The sequence below is a fragment of the Massilia eburnea genome, from assembly GCF_009720745.1.
Taxonomy (GTDB): domain Bacteria; phylum Pseudomonadota; class Gammaproteobacteria; order Burkholderiales; family Burkholderiaceae_D; genus Rugamonas; species Rugamonas eburnea.
In genome coordinates this window covers 38,908-54,874 of sequence record NZ_WNKX01000014.1, presented here as the reverse complement: position 1 = coordinate 54,874, position 15,967 = coordinate 38,908, and the positions used below count along the sequence as shown (strand labels likewise).

General features: G+C 64.7%; 15 protein-coding genes. 5 read left to right on the top strand and 10 right to left on the bottom strand.

Annotated elements, in window-relative coordinates:
* Nucleotides 1–75: 75 nt before the first annotated feature.
* The 5 genes from GM658_RS17935 to GM658_RS17915 are packed head-to-tail and all read right to left on the bottom strand — an operon-like array spanning nt 76 to nt 6,623.
* On the bottom strand, nt 76–1,551 hold the full coding sequence (locus GM658_RS17935; protein WP_155455427.1) for an efflux transporter outer membrane subunit: 1,476 nt from the start codon (nt 1,549–1,551) through the stop codon (nt 76–78).
* An 11-nt stretch (nt 1,552–1,562) separates the two neighbouring features.
* A complete protein-coding gene (locus tag GM658_RS17930; RefSeq protein WP_155455426.1) occupies nt 1,563–2,681 on the bottom strand; it encodes an ABC transporter permease in 1,119 nt (372 codons plus the stop codon).
* A gap of 2 nt (nt 2,682–2,683) precedes the next feature.
* Nucleotides 2,684–3,826: an ABC transporter permease gene (locus tag GM658_RS17925; RefSeq protein ID WP_155455425.1), complete on the bottom strand. Its 1,143-nt coding sequence runs from the start codon at nt 3,824–3,826 to the stop codon at nt 2,684–2,686.
* Nucleotides 3,823–5,622: an ATP-binding cassette domain-containing protein gene (locus GM658_RS17920; protein ID WP_155455424.1), complete on the bottom strand. Its 1,800-nt coding sequence runs from the start codon at nt 5,620–5,622 to the stop codon at nt 3,823–3,825. The genes GM658_RS17925 and GM658_RS17920 overlap by 4 nt, the downstream gene beginning before the upstream one ends.
* A 2-nt stretch (nt 5,623–5,624) precedes the next feature.
* Nucleotides 5,625–6,623 (bottom strand): HlyD family secretion protein, encoded by a 999-nt coding sequence (locus GM658_RS17915; RefSeq protein WP_155455423.1) that lies wholly within the window; start codon nt 6,621–6,623, stop codon nt 5,625–5,627.
* A gap of 77 nt (nt 6,624–6,700) precedes the next feature.
* On the opposite strand from GM658_RS17915, the gene GM658_RS17910 reads away from it, so the two are divergent.
* On the top strand, nt 6,701–7,378 hold the full coding sequence (locus GM658_RS17910) for a CerR family C-terminal domain-containing protein (RefSeq protein WP_229416964.1): 678 nt from the start codon (nt 6,701–6,703) through the stop codon (nt 7,376–7,378).
* Here GM658_RS17910 and nhaR read toward each other — a convergent pair.
* The gene (gene nhaR / locus GM658_RS17905; RefSeq protein WP_155455421.1) at nt 7,332–8,225 is read right to left on the bottom strand and encodes a transcriptional activator NhaR; all 894 of its coding nucleotides are present in this window, start codon (nt 8,223–8,225) and stop codon (nt 7,332–7,334) included. The two genes, GM658_RS17910 and nhaR, sit on opposite strands and share 47 nt — an antisense overlap.
* Nucleotides 8,226–8,325: 100 nt before the next feature.
* Between nhaR and GM658_RS17900 the strand changes: the two genes are divergently transcribed.
* Nucleotides 8,326–9,366, top strand: a complete 1,041-nt coding sequence (locus tag GM658_RS17900; protein WP_155455420.1) for a DUF475 domain-containing protein — start codon at nt 8,326–8,328, stop codon at nt 9,364–9,366.
* 3 nt (nt 9,367–9,369) lie between these two features.
* Entirely contained in the window at nt 9,370–10,068 is a 699-nt protein-coding gene (locus GM658_RS17895) for a TIGR00266 family protein (protein WP_155455419.1), read from the top strand.
* A 73-nt stretch (nt 10,069–10,141) separates the two neighbouring features.
* Here the strand turns inward: GM658_RS17895 and GM658_RS17890 are convergent, their stop codons facing one another.
* From GM658_RS17890 to GM658_RS17875, 4 genes are read right to left on the bottom strand one after another with little or no spacing between them, the layout of a single operon-like run.
* Nucleotides 10,142–12,445, bottom strand: a complete 2,304-nt coding sequence (locus GM658_RS17890) for a CPBP family intramembrane glutamic endopeptidase (RefSeq protein ID WP_155455418.1) — start codon at nt 12,443–12,445, stop codon at nt 10,142–10,144.
* Nucleotides 12,445–13,179, bottom strand: a complete 735-nt coding sequence (locus GM658_RS17885; protein WP_155455417.1) for an ABC transporter ATP-binding protein — start codon at nt 13,177–13,179, stop codon at nt 12,445–12,447. Before GM658_RS17885 ends, GM658_RS17890 begins: the two co-directional genes overlap by 1 nt.
* Nucleotides 13,176–13,847, bottom strand: a complete 672-nt coding sequence (gene lepB, locus GM658_RS17880; protein ID WP_155455416.1) for a signal peptidase I — start codon at nt 13,845–13,847, stop codon at nt 13,176–13,178. Before lepB ends, GM658_RS17885 begins: the two co-directional genes overlap by 4 nt.
* 51 nt (nt 13,848–13,898) lie before the next feature.
* Nucleotides 13,899–14,576, bottom strand: coding sequence for an ArsR/SmtB family transcription factor (locus GM658_RS17875; protein ID WP_155455415.1), 678 nt, complete (start codon nt 14,574–14,576; stop codon nt 13,899–13,901).
* Nucleotides 14,577–14,651: 75 nt separating this feature from the next.
* Here GM658_RS17875 and GM658_RS17870 point away from each other — a divergent pair, with 75 nt between their 5' ends.
* Together GM658_RS17870 and GM658_RS17865 are read left to right on the top strand one after the other, a co-directional pair.
* Nucleotides 14,652–15,626, top strand: coding sequence for a cytochrome P450 family protein (locus GM658_RS17870; protein ID WP_155455414.1), 975 nt, complete (start codon nt 14,652–14,654; stop codon nt 15,624–15,626).
* The gene (locus tag GM658_RS17865; RefSeq protein WP_155455413.1) at nt 15,623–15,967 is read left to right on the top strand and encodes an antibiotic biosynthesis monooxygenase family protein; all 345 of its coding nucleotides are present in this window, start codon (nt 15,623–15,625) and stop codon (nt 15,965–15,967) included. The genes GM658_RS17870 and GM658_RS17865 overlap by 4 nt, the downstream gene beginning before the upstream one ends.

Sequence of the window (15,967 nt, the reverse complement as noted above, 5' to 3'; positions counted from 1 at the left end):
CGGAGAGTCGAAAACCTCTATCTTATCCGACCCGGGACCTGTCTCGCGCATTCCTGACAATTTCTTGATGGAAAGCTACGTTTGCGGGGCCAGGCCGCTGGCCTTGCAGATGGCCAGCAGGCGCAAGGCGAGGGCGCTGTCGCTGGCGCTTCGTTCGCGCTGGACGGCCAGCAGCGCGCGCTGCGCCTGCAGCACGGGCAATTGGTCGCTCATGCCGCGCCGGGCGCGCGCGGCGGCCAGTTCCAGCGTTGTTCGGGCGCTCGCTTCCCGTGCGGCCAGCGCTTGCTGGCGCTGGCGTTCGGCGGCGTAGGCGGACAGTGCATCGTCCATTTCATGCCATGCTTTGAGCACGGTTTTGTGGAAGTTGATGGCCGCTTCCTGCTGTTCCAGTTCGCGCAATTCGACCGTCGCGCGGCGCCGGCCGTTATCGAAGAGCGGCAACTGCAAGCTTGGGCCCAGCGACCATTGGCGGCTGCCCCAGTCGCCGAACTTGCCGGCGTCGACCGATTCCAGGCCCAGGGACATACCGAGCGTGACGCGCGGGTAAAGATCGGCCACCGCAACGCCGATGCGCGCCGTCGCCGCCTGCAGCCGTGCTTCCGCCGCCTGGATGTCCGGCCGGTGCCGCAATACCTCGCCCGGCACGCCCAGCGCCAGGTCAGGTCCGCGCACCGCTGCATCGACGACCGCCAAGCCGCCCACCGCTGCGAGCTGCGCTTGCAAGGCGCCCGGCGTTTGCGCCAGCAGCAGGGACAGGCGATTGAGGGCGGCGGCCTCCTGCTCCAGCAGCGCCGGCAAGCGTCCCTGCAGTTCGGCGAGCGTGGATTGCTGCTGTTCGACTTCCAGGCCGCTGGCAAGTCCGCCGCGCTGCCGTGCGTCCACAAGGTTAGCGATCTCCTGCGTTGCAAGCAGGTCCTCCCGCAGCAAGGCTTGCTGGCGCTGGGCTGCGCGCAAATCGTAATAGTTGCGCGCCACCTCCAGCTGTACCGCCAACTGCACGTCGCGCAGCAGCGAACTGGCCTCCGCCATCCCGGCATCGGCCGCTTCAACGCTGCGGCGCACGCGGCCCCACAAGTCCAGTTCCCAGCTGGCATCAAATCCGGCTTGATACAGGGAGAAGGGGGCGCTCAGCTTTCCAATCAATGCGTCGCGATTGGCCGCAGGTGCGATTGCATCCACCATCCTTGTGCTGGCGCCGGATTCGGACTGCCGCTGCCGCGCCGCTCCGGCACGCGCACTTACCTGGGGGCCGAAAGAACCTGCCGCCACGTCGCGCGCCATCCTGCTCTGCGCGAATCTCACGGCCGCGGAACGGACGTCAAAGCTGGCCGCGAGCGCCTTTTCCTGCAAGTCGTGCAATACCGGATCATTGAAGCGGGCAAAGGATTCCGCTGTGCCGGCAGGCAGTCCTGTGTCGCGAAGCGACGAATCGCCGCCATGCCAAACGCTGTAAGATGCCGGCGCTTGCACTTTCGGCTCGTGAAATTCGGGACCCACCGCCGCGCAGCCGGCAAGTGACAGGCAAAGCAGCGAAATGATCGAGCGGTTCATGATGTTTCCAGTCAGGTAAGGCGGTGGCGGAACAGCCACGCCGCCAAGGGCAGGGTGAGCAGGGCAATCAGCAGCAACGGCAGCATGCTTGGCCACAGGGTACCGAGGCCGACGCCCTCGAGATAGATGCGCTGCACCATGTCGATGGCAAAGCGCAGCGGGTTAGCCATGGTCAGCACCTGCAGAACTTCCGGCATATTGCGCACCGGCGTCGTGAGGCCGGACAGCAGCATCATCGGCATCACCAGGACAAAGGTGTACAGCATGGCCTGCTGCATATTCAGCGATACGGCGGATATCGACAGGCCGATGCCTACGCTTGCAATGGTGAACAGCGTCAGCGCCGCATAAATGGAGATCAGCGATCCCGCCATTGGCACGGCGAACCACAGGCGCGTCACCAGCAGTATCAGCGTAGATTGGAGCAGGCCGATCATGATGGGCGGCAGCGCCTTGCCGATCATGATTTCGGTGGGCGTCAGCGGCGTCACCAGCAACTGGTCGAAGGTGCCTTGCTCGCGCTCGCGCGCGACCGAGAGGGCGGTGAGCAGCAAGGTTTGCAGCATGCTGAGCGCCGCGATCATGCCCGGCATCAGGTACCAGCGCGTTTCCAGGTTGGGATTGAACCAGGCGCGCGACTCGATGCTCAGGCCAGGCTGGGCGCCGCCATGCTTTTCGCGCCACTGGCGGTTGAAGTCCGCCACCACAGCGCCGACGTACGCTGCAGCCGAACCGGCCGTATTGGAATTCCGCCCATCGAGTACCACTTGCAGCGGCGCCGCGCCGCCTGCATACAGCTGGCGCTCGAAGTCCGCAGGAATGCTGATGGCAAGCAATGCCTTCTCGCTGTCGATGGCATCGCGCAAGGCTTGCTGCGTCTCGAAAACCAGCGTGCGGCGGAAGGTTCCGCTGGCATCGAGCTTGGCCAGCAGTTCGGCCGACGCGGCGCTGTGGCTGGCATCGTTGAGTGCGTACGGCACATCGGTCAAGTCATAGGTCGCGGCGTAGCCAAACAGCAGGCTTTGCACGATGGCCGGCACCACCAGTATGAAGCGGCTTTTCGGGTCCTTGAGTACGGCCAGGAATTCCTTGCGGACGATGGCGGCGATGCGGTAGAAAAAGTCAGTCATGGCTAGTCCAGTTGCTTGCGGGTGACTGCGCGCGCTATACCCAGCAGCAGCAGCGCGTAGCCGGCAAGGATGGCGCAATTGCGCAGTATCAGCGGCCAAACATTCCCGGCCAGGAAAAGCGTCTTCACAAGCTCCATGAAATACGTCGCCGGCAGGACGTGCCCGACCACCTGCACCGCCAGCGGCACATTGCGCAGGTCGAACAGGAAGCCGGACAGCATCAGCGATGGCATGAAACTGCTGACCAGGGCCAGTTGGCTGGCCAGGAATTGATTCTTGGTGGCGGAAGAAATCAGCAAGCCCATGCCGACGGCTACCAGCAGGTAAAGCATGGACGCAAAAACGATTACCAGCAGCGACCCCTGCATCGGTACTTCGAACAGGAAGCGCGCCGCGATCAGGCACAGGAACAGCCCCATCATGCCGACGCAGAAATAGGGAATGACTTTCGCCAGCAGGATTTCTATCGGCCGTACGGGCGTGACGAACAGCGCTTCCAGTGTGCCGCGCTCCCATTCGCGCGCCATGACCAGGGCGGTGAGGAAGGCGCCCACCAGCGTCATGATCAGTACGATCAGGCCGGGCACCAGGTACCAGGTGCTGGTGTTGGCGCTGTTGAACCACATGCGCTGGTCGATGCGCACCGTGCCATTGGCGGGAACGGCGTCTGAGCGGGCGGCGCTGCCTTGCCGTTCGGCGCGGCGGACGGCCCATTGCTGCAGGGCGCCGTTGGCGTAGTTCATGATGATGTTGGCGCGGTTGGCTTCTGCGCCGTGCACAATGACTTGTACGGAGGCACTGCCTGCGGCCAAGTCCCGCGTGAAAGTGGCCGGGATGCGGACGATCGCGTCGACTTTGCGTTCCCCCATCAGCTTTTCCGCGTCGTGCATGGAGGCGACGGGCAGCGGCGCGAAGGAAGGGGAGAGGCTGAAGCCGGCCACTGCGTCTTGCGCGACGGGGGAACTGTCTTCCATGACGATGGCGACCGGTGCATTCTTCACGTCCAGCGACAGGCCATAGCCGAATATGAGGATCAGCACGATGGGCAGGGCGATGCCAATAGCAAGGTTGGACGCGTCGCGCAGCAGCTGGCGGAATTCCTTGCGCACCAGCGCAGCCAGTCGGGAGCGGAAGCCTTGTTTCATGGCTTGCCTCCCTCGCGGCTTTTCTCGACGATGGCGATGAAGGCGTCTTCCATATTGCCGGCGCCGCCAGCTTGCGTGCGTACTTCGCGCGGCGTGCCGATGGCGAGAACCTTGCCCGCGTCCTGGATCACGATGCGGTCGCAGTATTCGGCTTCTTCCATGAAATGCGTAGTCACGACGACCGTTACACCTTGCTCGGCCAGGGCGGTAATGCGGCGCCAGAATTCGCGCCGGGCCAGCGGATCGGCGCCGCTGGTCGGTTCGTCCAGGAACAGCACTTCCGGTTCGTGCAACAGGCTGGTAGCCATGGCGAGGCGCTGCTTGAAGCCTCCGGGCAGCTGGCCGCTTGCCTGGTCTTCTTGCCCGCGCAGCTGGAATTCTTCCAGCACCTGGCTGGTGCGCTCCTTCAGGCGCTTGCCGCGCAGGCCGTAGGCGCCGCCGAAAAAGTCGAGGTTCTCCGCGACGGTCAGGTTGCCGTACAGCGCGAATTTCTGCGACACGTAGCCGACTTTCGCGCGCGCCTGCGCACGGGCATTGCGCAAGTTGACGCCCGCCACTTGCAGGAATCCGGAGCTGGCGGGCAGCAGTCCGCACAGCATGCGGAAGGTGGTGGTCTTGCCGGCGCCGTTTGGGCCCAATAGTCCAAAAATCTCACCGCGCGCCACGCTGAAGCTGGTGTTCGCCACCGCGGTGAAGTCGCCGAACTTCCGCACCAGGTCGCGCACCTCAATCATCGCCTCTCCGCCGCCTGCTTTCGCAGCCCCGCCACCCGCTGTGCCGCCACCGCCGCTGTCCGCTACTCCGCCCGCGCCGGTCGTGGCGATGCCGGCGGGAGTCGCCTTCGCGTCGGGGGATGAGGGGCTGGCACGCAGCAGCATCATGAACCCATCTTCCAGCCGCGCCGGCACGGGCTTGACTGGCAAACCCTTCAACAACCGAATAAGCGCGTCGTCTGAAGCATCCGCGCGGCGGATAAACCTCACGTGCCCGCCCTCCGGCACAGCATCAACCACAATATCCCGCGCATCGATCAAGCGCGCCTGCAATGCGCGCGCCGGCTCGCCCTCCGGCGGCAAGGCGGTAAAGCACAAGCCATCCGCGCGCGAACGCAATTCGGCCGGCGCCCCTTGCGCCATCAAGCGCCCCTCATGCATCACGAACACCTGCTGGCAGCGTTCTGCCTCGTCGAGGTAGGACGTGCTGACGATGACGGAGAGCTTCTCCTCATCGACCAGCTGCTGAACGATTTCCCACAGCTCGCGCCGCGACAAGGGATCGACGCCGACTGTCGGCTCATCGAGCAGCAAGAGCTCCGGCGACCGCACCAGCGTGCAAGCCAGCCCGAGTTTCTGCTTCATGCCCCCGGAAAGCTTGCCCGCCGGCCGCGCGGTAAAGCTCCCCAGATCGGTCATATGCAGGAGGCGAGCGAAACGTTCGCGCCGCACATCCGCAGGAACCCCGTGCAGGTCAGCGTACAAGTCCATGTTCTCCTGCACGCTCAAGTCTTCGTAGAGACCAAAGCGCTGCGGCATATAGCTGATACGGTCCTGAACCTCCTGCGGCCGCGCCGCCACATCGATGCCCAACACGGTCAGGCTGCCAGCGCTGGGCGCCATCAGCCCCGCCGCCATGCGCAGCAAGGTCGTCTTGCCCGCCCCGTCCGGCCCCACCAGCGCGGTCAGCGCGCCCGGCGCCACCTCCAGCGACACCTCACGCACCGCCACCAGTGGCGCATCAGCACCCTTGAGGTCGAATTGGCGGGACAACCCTCGTCCACTGAGGACCGGCGCATCCATGCCTACTGCCCGAACGCGACACGTACCGTCGCCGGCATCCCCATGCGCAGCACGTCAGCCCTGTCTTCGGCCAGCACCCGCACCTCGTATACCAGCGCCGTGCGCAGTTCCTCGGTCTGCACGGTCTTTGGCGTGAACTCGGCCACCGACGAGATATAGCCAACTTTGCCGGCGAGTGTCTTGCCCGGCAGGCTGTCGATGGAAATGTCCGCCGCCATGCCCGGCTTGATGCGGCCCAGGTCAGCCTCCCGCACATAGGTGCGCACCCATTTCGGATCGGCGATGGCGAGCGTGTAAACGGGGCGCTGCGGCGAAGCCATATCGCCCGGCTCCATCAGCCGCGCACGCACAACGGCATCGACCGGCGCTTTCAGCGTCGCTTCGTCAAGCTGATGATTGATCAGCGCGATCGCCGCCTGCGCCGCATCGAGCTGCGCCTGCGCCTGGGCGATATCCTCGCGGCGCGGACCATGCTGCGCCAGCTCCTGTCCCTGGCGCGCCTGCTCCAGGGCTGCCTGGGCCGCCTTGGCGTGGGCGCGGGCGCTGTCGGCATCCTGCTGGCTGACGGCACGGCCGTTGCTGTCCTGCTGTACCGCTGTTATCCGCTCCAGCTGTTGGCGCGCCAGATCGGCATCGGCCTGCGCGGCCGCGGTGCGGGCGCGTGATTGTGCCAGCTCCTCCGGCCGCGTGCCTGCCTTCAGGCGGGCCAGCGCCTGCTGCTGGGCGTTGGCCTGCGCCTCGGCCTCGGCCAGTTTGAGGCGCAGGCTGCGCGTGTCCAGTTCCGCCAGCACCTCGCCGGCACGCACCTTCTGGCCTTCCTCCACCAGCACACGCGCCACGCGCTCACTGGCAGGGAAGGCCAGCGCCACCTGGCGCAAGTCGACATTCCCGTACAAGACCAGCTCCTTGTCGTTGGCGGCCGGGCGGCTCAAGTACCAGGCGCCCAGCCCAGCCGTCGCCACGGCGGCAATGATGGCAATTCCAGCAAGTTTCTTATTCATGCGCAGATCCTCCTGCGGAAATTCTACATCAAATTCAAATTTGGATTTGAATTTAAATTCGACGTAAAATGCGAGCCATGCAAAAAAAGACCGCCACCCGTGCCGGCCGCCAGGACGGCGACGCCACCCGCCAGGCCCTGTTGGACGTGGCCGGGCAGGTGTTCGCGGAACGCGGCTTTGCCGACGCCACCAGCAAGGAAATCTGCGCCCGCGCCGGCACCAATATCGCCGCCGTCAATTATCACTTCGGCAGCCGCGGCGCGCTATATGAAGCCGTGCTGGTGGAAGCGCACCACCATTTGCTCAAGCTTGAAGAAATGCAGGAAATCGTGTCGCGCGCACTGGCGCCGCGCGACAAGCTGCGCGTGATCCTGCGTGGCCTCGTGCTGCGCGCCACCGGCCCGCAGGCACACTGGGGCGCACGCGTGGTGATCCGCGAGTTGATGTCGCCGACCGAGCACGCCCCGGCGCTGGTGCACAAGGCCATCGCACCCAAGGCCATGCTGATGCTGGCGCTGGTATGCGAAATCCTCGGCCTCCCGCCCACCACGCCCGGCCTGCAGCGCGCCTTGTTCCTGCTGATGTCGCCCTGCCTGGCGCTGCTGGTCGCGCCGCGCGAAATGCGTACCAGCCTGTTTCCGGCACTGGCCGATGATGTGGACGGACTGGTGGACGATATGATGACCTACGCTGGCGCGGGCCTGGAAGCTATCGCAGCGAAGTATTCAGCATCGCCTCGACCACCGGGTGGCTGATGCGGCGTTCGCCGGAAATCGCATAGAACTGTTCCCTTAGCTCCGGCGCCGGCGGGGCGGCCGGTATGGCGCCGAATTGCTCCAGCATGTCGTCCGCCAGCGCCGCCGGCGCGAAGAACAGGCCCATGCCGCTGCGGCCAAAAGTGTTCAGCATTGCGCTATCCTCGAATTCCCCCACCACGTCGGGCCGCACGTCCTGTTCCAGCAGCCAGGCATCGATGCGGCCGCGCAGCGCCGTATTCCGCGTCGGCAGCAGCAGGGGCGCCCCATGCAGGCTGGCGGGAAAATCCTTGCCAACCTTGCGGGCCAGGGCGCGCACGCCGAACAGCTGCATCTCGCTTTCGCCCAGCAGGTGGCTGAACACGCGCAGCGAAGCGCTGGCCCGCACCGGACGGTCGGTCAGCACCACGTCCAGCTTGTGCAGCGCCAGTTCCGCCAGCAGGACGTCGAACTCGCCCTCGGTGCAGACCAGGCGCACCGGCTGCTCTGGCGGCAGCGCAGCCTGCAGGTAATGCGCCGCGATCAGCTTGGGCATGGAGTCCGAAATCCCGACCGCGAGCCTGATCTTGCCGGTATCCACCTCCTCCAGCGCTTCCTGCATGCGGTCGCCGAGCTGGAATATCTGTTCGGCATAAGTCAGCGCCACCCGGCCAGCTTCGGTCGGCACCAGGCGGCGCCCCTGCTGGGTCAGCAGCGACTTGCCGATGGATTGCTCCAGCGCGGCGATCTGGGTACTGACCGTCTGGATCGCCAATCCCAGCTTATCGGCGGCGCGCGTCACGCTGCCCTCGGCGGCAACCATGCGGAAAAAGTAGAGGTGGCGGAAGTTCAGGCCCGTGGTTCTCATGGTTCTGTTTTTTCGAAGTAATGCTTCGATTATCTTCTATTTTTTTAAATACGGGTTGCACTTAGAATTGGCAGACCAATCAACAAGAAAGGGTTAACCGATGAAGCACTTCAGGATTTCCTTCCTGGTCTCCTTCATCTGTCTTGCAGTTGCAGGCTGGTGGGGATACCAACAAACTGGTGCGAGCGGCGCCCTGGCGGCGGTCTGGATCGCCCTTATCCTGAGCGTGATGGAAGTCTCGCTCTCTTTCGACAACGCGGTAGTCAACGCCTCGGTCCTGAAAACCTGGGACCCGTTCTGGCAAAAGCTGTTCCTTGGCGTCGGCATCATCATCGCCGTATTCGGCATGCGCCTGATCTTCCCGCTGGTGATCGTAGCGGTAGCGGCCGACCTTAGCCTGCCCGACGTCTGGACGCTGGCGCTGAACGACCCGCAAGCGTTTTCGACCCACCTGACCAACCACCACGCGGAAGTGGCGGCCTTTGGCGGCATGTTCCTGCTGATGGTGTTCCTGAATTTCATCTTCGACCATGAGAAGCAGCTGCATTGGCTGGGGCATATAGAGCGCAAGCTGGGCGCGCTGGGCAAGGTGTCTTCGATCGCGATCATGATTTCGATGATTGTGTTGCTGGGCAGCCTGTCCATCGTCGAGGAAGCGCAGAAATTCATCGTGCTGGTGGCCGGCATGTGGGGCCTGCTGGCCTATGTGGCGGTCGACGGCCTGTCGTCGTGGCTGGAAAAGGAAGACGAGGGCGGCGTGAACGCCGGTGAGCTGGTCAAGCGCGGCGGCATTGGCGGCTTCCTCTACCTGGAAGTGCTGGACGCATCGTTTTCCTTCGACGGCGTGATCGGCGCGTTCGCCATCACCAGCGACGTGGTCATCATCATGCTGGGCCTGGCCATCGGCGCCATGTTCGTACGCTCGATGACGGTCTACCTGGTGCACAAGGGCACGCTCGAAGAGTATGTCTACCTGGAGCACGGCGCCCACTACGCGATCGGCATCCTGGCCGTGATCATGTTGGCGAGCATGAAGTTCCATATTCCGGAAGTGGTGACCGGCCTGATTGGCGTGGCGTTTATCGTGGCCTCGCTCTGGTCCTCGATCCGACATAAGAAGCTTGAACTGAAAGGGGCGTAAGCCATGACGATCTTTAAAGTGACCGGGGATATCGATCCCTTCCTGCAGGTGTCGATGAAGCAGGGCGAACGCATTTACTGCGAATCGAATGCGATGGTGATGATGGATGCCACGCTCGAACTGAAGGGCAAGATGCGCGGCGGCCTGGGCGGCGCCCTGATGCGCTCCCTGGCCAACGGCGAATCCTTCTTCCAGCAGAACATCGAGGCCACCGGCGGCGACGGCAACTGCCTGCTGTCGCCCAACCTGCCTGGTGCCATGCGCGTGCTGGATATCGGCGAGCGGCAGTACATGATCAGCGACGGCGCCTTCGTCGCGGCGACCAGCGGCGTCGATCTGCGTGTGCGCACCCAGAACGTCGGCAATGCGCTGTTCGGCCAGAGCGGCGGCTTCTTCATCACCGAATCTGCGGGACAGGGCCAATTGGCGGTGTCGGGTTTCGGCGCCCTGCAGGAAATCGACGTGGAACCGGGCAGGGAAGTCGTGATCGACAATGCCCACGTAGTCGCCTGGGACAGTGCGCTGCGCTACGAGCTGGCGGTCGCCACGCGCTCCGGCGGCGGCCTGCTGGGCAACCTGGTGAACTCGGTGACCAGCGGTGAAGGCGTGGTGCTGCGCTTCGCAGGCCGCGGCAAAGTGCTGATCTGCTCGCGCAATCGTGAAGCTTTTGTGGCCTGGATGATGTCCCACCAGGGCCGCTGAACAATTTACCTCCGTTGGACGCTTCCCATGGCGTTCTTCCTTCGCGGCGGCCCGGAAACAGGCTGCCGTTTTTTTATTGCATGGCCAGCATGCCAGCGTTATACAGTGCATGCGCCAGCATCGGCGCCAGCAGGGATTTGCTGCGCTCGGCGGCGTAGGCGGTGCACAGTCCAAGCACGAAGACCGGCGCCATGGCCAGCGGCGGATGGACGACCGCGAACAGCGCCGCGCTGGCTGCGATTGCCGGCATGGCGGAAAGCGAACGCCGCATGCCGCCGAACAGCTGGCCGCGGAAAATGAATTCTTCGAACAATGGTGCAGCCAGTACGCTCATTGGAGCCAGCCAGACCATTGCAGCCAGCGGCGGCGCGTTTGGCATGATGCCCTGATGGCGCAGCGTCGCCATCCATAGCAGGCCGGCAGCCAGCGCCGGGCATGCCATCAGGGCGCCCCAGCCTAATGCGCTGCGCCAGGCCTCGCTCCACGGCCCATGCCAGAGGCGCGGTACGCCGCTGGCGCCGTTATGCCAGTACAGCAGCCGCGCCAGGGCGTACACCACAGCGCCGGCAAAGGCAAAAGCGAACGTAATGGTCGACAGTGTGACCGGCTGGCCGGACAGTGCCAGCGTGCCCGTGACCAGCATCTGGAGGAGGAAAAACAGGATAGCCGCCAGGATGCCGTCCGCTGCCGATACGCGCGGCGGCGGCGATGCGGTTGGATCAAGCAGGTAGGGCAGGGCGTCGCGGGCGCGCTGCCACAAGGCCAACGCAAGGAAGGCCAGCAGCATGATTGCCGTCAGCCGCACATGCCAGTCGCTGGTATTCAGGGCGAAGGTATAGAGCGACGAAAGCAGCAGGTAGGCATAGGCAAAGGTGGGGCGCACACGGGCGCGCACGTCTTGCGCCAGCGGATCGCAGGCCCACACGCCCAGCGCGACGGCAATGGCGGCGAAGACGGGGATGCCGGCCACCACCTGCAACATTTGCAAAAGCAGCCGGAAATCGGCGGGTGCGCCAAACCACAATCCCAGGCCGAATACCGCCAGCGGATAGGCCAGGGCCAGCGCGGACCATAGCTGCGCTTTCTCGGCCAGCATATTACCCATGTCCTTCGGATAGGTGTACAACATCCACAGTGCGTGGCCTTCGGTATTGATGGTCTGGAAGGCCGACAGCATCAGCACATACGCGCCCAGGCCGAACGCGATGGATGATAGCAGCGACGGGTCGCGGATGAACTGGCCCATGTTTTCCATCTGGCCGTTGAGCACCAGCTGGCTGCCAAAGATGATTAGGGGGATCAGCAGGCTCTGTACCAGGAAGTTGCGGTCGCCGCTGAGAAGGCGAAGCTCGCGCCGCTGCAGCGGCGTACCGATTGCCCAGCCGGTAAAGGTGGGCCGGGCGCCGGCGCCAAGGCTGCGGCCAGTCTCCCGCGCACCGGTAGCGACCACGCCGCCGGCCAGCAGCGATTGCAGCAGGCGCAGGCCAAGCCACAGCAGCAGCGCCGTCTGCGCCGCCAGCAGCAGGCCGAAGCCCAGGCCTTGCCATGCCTCGCGCGCATTCAGCGCCTGCAGCGCCAGGCCGGGCGGCGTCCACAAAGTCCAGGATGGAAAGTGCGCGGCCCAGCCCAGCGTGAGGGTGGCAGTCGGCATGGCGAACGACATGGCCAAGTACATCAGCGGCATGCTGGTGACCGATGCGATGGCCTGCAGGTTGCGCAGCTGCGAGGGCGCAAGGCGCAGCCGCAGGCCGGTATCGGCCACGGTGCGCACTGTGGCGGCGCAGGCCAGCAGTGCGAGGGTGCAGGCCGCGCCGAGCAGCGGTGAACGCCATTCGTGGCCCGAATACCAGGCGACCGTCATGTAGAGCGGCCAAAGCGCCAGGATGCCGGACGGATTCGCCACGCTGCGCTCCGCGATCCGCGCAAGCAGCAGCGTGCGTCGCTGCAGCGGCAAGGTGACCAGCCATTCCAGGTCCCAATCGGCCTGCGCCAGCTCCCTGCTGCCAAGCGGAAGCAGGAACGCGATGCAGAAAAGCAGGCAGGCCTGCATGCTCAGGGCCTGAATCAGGACCGGATGGAAGGGGGCTGCGTGCAAATGCGAGCGCGCCTCAAATATGGCAGTGCAATGGCTGCCCGTCGGAAGGCGGCATTGCATGTTCAGCAGGGAATTGCTGGCGGTGCTGATAAAGGCAAACAGCATGAAGGCAGCCAGTATGCCGGTAACGATCCAGCGCGCGTTTTTCTTGCCGGGCGTTGCCTGGCGGCTGGGGCCAGGCCAGCCTTTGCTGATGCGCAGTGCGCCCGCGATATTCAGTACCCGCAGCAGCCGAAGGCGTGCCAGGAGCCAGAATGCACGCGGCGCGCTGGGCAGCCTCATCACGCCGCCATGCTGTCTTCGTTGGTGAACTTGAGGAACAGCTCTTCCAGCGTGCTGTTGTCGCTGCTGGCGCCGCGCAATTCGTCCAGCGAGCCGGTAGCTACCAGCGCACCGTGGTTGATGATGCCGACCCGGTTGCACATGCGTTGCGCCATATCGAGCAGGTGGGTCGAAAGAAAGATGGTCTTGCCGGCGGCTGCGCTGGCAATCAGGCGGTCCTGCACTTCGCGCGCAGCGCGCGGATCGAGGCCATTGATCGGCTCATCCAGGATCAGCACAGCAGGATCGTGCACCAGGGCGCAGGCCAGACCCAGCTTTTTCTTCATGCCCATCGAATAGTTGACGGCGAATTCCTCGCTCACATCCTGCAGCCCGAATTCCTGCAGCAGCTGCGCGGCGCGTTCCACGGCGGCGGGGCGCGCCATGCCGTGCATCTCCGCCACGAATTGCAGGATTTCGCGCCCGCGCAGGAAATCGTAGAAGATCGGGTTGTCGGGCAGGTAGCCCACGTGGCGCTTCACTTCGGCGGCATCGGCCTGGCAATCGAGCCCGTCCACCAGCACGCGGCCGGCGCTGGGCACCAGGATGCCCATCATCATGCGGATGGTGGTCGTCTTGCCCGCGCCATTCGGTCCAAGGAAGCCAAACACTTCGCCGCGCCGCACGGCCAGTGTCAGCGGCTGCACGGCGGGAAACTCGCCGTAATGCTTGGCCAGTCCCTGGAATTCGATCATGGCCGCAAGCTCATGCCTATGCGCTCCGTACGCGGCGCCCAGTTGCCCAGGATGTCGGCGGACACCAGGATGCGCTCCGCGCGGCCGATCAGAAGTGAGCGCGGCACGAAGCCGATGTAGCGCGAGTCGGCGCTGTTATCGCGGTTATCGCCCAGCATCAGGTAGCTGCCGGCTGGGACGGTGACCGGACCGAAATCGCGCCTGGCCTGGACTTGCGGCAGCACCTGGATGCTGTAGGTGGCGCTGGCGTTGTTCTCCTGCAGCCGCAGCGCCTGCAGGTCGCCGACCTGGTCGATGTGTTCAACGGTGTTGCCCAGCACGGAGTAGTCGGATGTCTTGCCGTTGATGATCAGGTGCTCGCCGCGGATTTCAACGCGGTCGCCCGGCAGCGCCGCCACGCGCTTGATCAGGCGCGTGCGGTCTTTCGGCGAGAAGAAGGTCACCACGTCGCCGCGCTGCGGTTCACCCAGGTGGCTGAGGGCGATGTCGGTCAGCGGCACCTTGAGGTCGTAGGCAAGACGGTTGACGAAAACCACGTCGCCTTCCAGCAGGTTGGGATGCATGGAGGCGGAAGGGATCGGGTTCCAGTCTGCGATGGCAGTGCGGAATACGCCCAGCATCAGCAGGAAAGCGATGAATCCCTTGTTTTCACGGATGATCTTTTTCATGACCGTCGGTCCCTGTCTTAGTTCTGGAAGCCACATCATCTTTGCCAAATCTTAAGCGCTGCTTAGACCGAAGGCGGCCAGCATCTGGCGCTGTCCCTTGGCCGGCACCTGCAGCGCGCGGCTGTCGAGATCCTGCTCGACCCAGCCCCGTTTCAGCGCCAGTTGCAGCAGCGCTGCTCCCAGCGCGCCGCCCAGGTGCGGCCGGCGTTCGCTCCAGTCCAGGCAAGGACAGGCGAAGCGGCGCCGCAGCTTGCGCAGCGCAGGCAGATCCAGTCCCAGTTGTTCGAATTGCCGTTCGCCTTCGGCGCTCAATTCGTAGCCTTCGCCGTCTTCCGCCAGCCAGCCCTGGGTGGCGAAATGGTCATGCAGTTTTACCGCCACATTGCCCGCCATGTGATCGTAGCAGGTGCGCGCGTTGCGCAGGCGGTCGGGCGTGTTGGGCTTGAATTGCGGACGTGGCAGGCCCGCAACGACCAGCAAGGCTTCCAGTGCGGCGGCCACTTCCCGGCTGGCGAGCTGGTAGTAACGGTGTTTGCCTTGGGCTAGCTGCACCAGGAGCTGCTCGTCCTTCAAGCGTGCGAGGTGGGCGCTGGCGGTGGAAGGACTCACTTCGGCTACCACCGAGAGCTCGGTGGCGGTGCGGGCGTGGCCGTCGAGCAGGGAGCACAGCATGCGGGCGCGGGCGGGTTCGGCGATGGCGCCGGCAATGTTGGCGAGCTTGGAATCCATATTTCGGTGTGGGACGAATTGTCGTTGCTTGTTTTTCAGGATACTGCAAATTCTTGAACCTTGCCGGAGAGTGAAATGCAGGATTTGGAATGGAATGGTTCGCTATGGGTCGCCAGCGGTGCGCAACTGGTGGATGAAGTCCTCAGCCATCCGGCCTTGCGTGTGCGCCCGCTTGCCGAGCCAGTGCCCGCCGCCATTGCCGGCGGCAGCGCCGCTGAAGTATTCGGGGCGCTGGTGCGCATGAACGATGGCGAACGTCACGCGGCGCCCAAACTGGCGCTGCAGCGCGCCCTGGTGCAGGTCGCTGCCGGTCTCGCCCAGGCAAGGGCGCGCGAAGTGGCTGGGCGCCTGCTTGCGGAGGGCCGCTCGATCCGCGACTGGGCTTTTGAAGCCCCGGTCAGCACGGTCGCCAGCCTGCTGGGTTTCGCCGACGCGCAGCTGCCCGCCTTGGCGCGCTGGATGGCCGATTTCGTGGCCTGCCTGTCGCCTCTGAGCAGCGCGACGCAAATCGAGCAGGCGCACGCGGCGAGCCTGCGCCTGCTGGCCGCCATGCGCGAGCTGCTGCAGTCGGCGCCGGAAGGATCGCTGGCCGCCGCCGTCGCCCAGGAAGCCCATGCCGCGGGCTGGCGGAACGACCACGCCATTCTTGCCAACCTGGTTGGCCTGCTGTCGCAAACCTATGAAGCCACCGCCGGCCTGCTGGGCAACTGCCTGGTGGCCCTGCAGCAAGGCCGGTGGACCGACGATGATGCGAACGCATTGGTGGCCCATGTGATGCTGGCCGACCCACCCATCATCAATACCCGCCGCTTTGCCGCAGAACGCTGCACGATAGGCGGCGTGACAGTCGAGCAAGGGCAGGCCATACTGGTCATGCTCGGCGCCGCGCAGCGCGGTTTCGGCCACGGCGTGCACGCCTGCCCCGGCCAGCAGCTCGCGCAGCAGATCGCCGCGGGCTGTATTGAAGCGCTGCGCAGCAGGCCGCTGCCGCAGTTAAGCTGGACATACCGCGCATCGCACAACGCGCGCATACCGGAGTTTCAACAATGATCGCAGTGATTTTTGAAGTGACGCCCGCCGAGGGCCGCAAGGATGCCTACCTGGAGATCGCCGCCAGGCTGCGGCCAACCCTGGAGCAGATCGATGGCTTCATCAGCGTCGAACGTTTCCAGAGCCTGAGCAATCCGGACAAGATGCTGTCGCTATCGTTCTTCCGCGACGAGGAAGCGGTGCAGGAGTGGCGCAAAGTCGAGGCGCATCGCGCCGCCCAGCAGGCCGGGCGCGAACGCCTGTTTGCCGATTACCGCCTGCGCATCGCCAGCGTGGTGCGCGACTACGGCCTGAACGAACGCGCCGAAGCGCCAGCGGACAGCCGCGAACGCCACGGCTGA